1 pseudogene is annotated in these 749 nt (G+C 54.1%); it reads right to left on the bottom strand.

Annotated features, from left to right (window positions below):
• Window positions 1-153: 153 nt before the first annotated feature.
• Window positions 154-749 (bottom strand): annotated as a pseudogene (locus MHY24_RS12000) (hypothetical protein); the annotation flags it as partial.

Here is a 749-nt window from a genome sequence, read left to right as displayed (position 1 = left end):
GGGTGTAGTGGGTGTACCACCATTTTTTGTTGCGGCGTTTGGCTTTTGGAATCTGGTCGAAGGGGACGTCTTTGACGTAGGTTCTGGCTTTGAGCTGGGTGCTAAATACGGTGCCGAACTGCTGTAGTTTTACGGTCCATTCGGCTGCCTTATCTAGGTTGTCAACGGCGAGTAGTTCAAAGGAAAGCCGTCGTAGTGCTTTGCCCATCGGCGAGGTGGGATAAAGGCCGGTGGCACGTTGGATATTGCGTTTGACGTGGACAATGCAGCGTTGACCGGGGTATCAGGCCACAGGTGGTGTAGTGCTTTAAGCCCTCCGGCATCGCCATCGCAGGTAACCAATTGTGGTGGGGCTAGCGGGTCGAGTGGGCGCATATACGACCAGGAGGATTCTTTCGTGCACCAGAACCAATTGATGACATGGGTGGAGTCGGCAGCTACAACAAGGCATTTGGTGTTGAAGTAGGTGCCGTCGATGAAGATTTGGTCGTAGATTCGCTGCTTATCAACGCGTCTAGGAGGTTGGATAAGCCAGAACGGTGTGAAGCGTCGTTGCAAAGTTCGTGGTGAAACATCGCAGGTTTTAGCGGTTTCTTCCAGGCTGTTGCTGGAGGTGAGCCAGGAAATGAAAAGGCGGAACCATTTGGCTTGCACGGCATCGTTATTCACGCGGGTGAAGGTGGCCTTGCAGGTGCGGCATCGCCATCGTTGGCGCCCAGCACTCGTTGTTCCGTGTTTCGTGCATGCCC

Origin of the sequence: Corynebacterium sp. ACRPQ, assembly GCF_022347225.1 — a bacterium.
Lineage (GTDB): Bacteria > Actinomycetota > Actinomycetes > Mycobacteriales > Mycobacteriaceae > Corynebacterium > Corynebacterium tuberculostearicum_D.
This window is presented reverse-complemented; position numbering and strand designations above follow the sequence as displayed.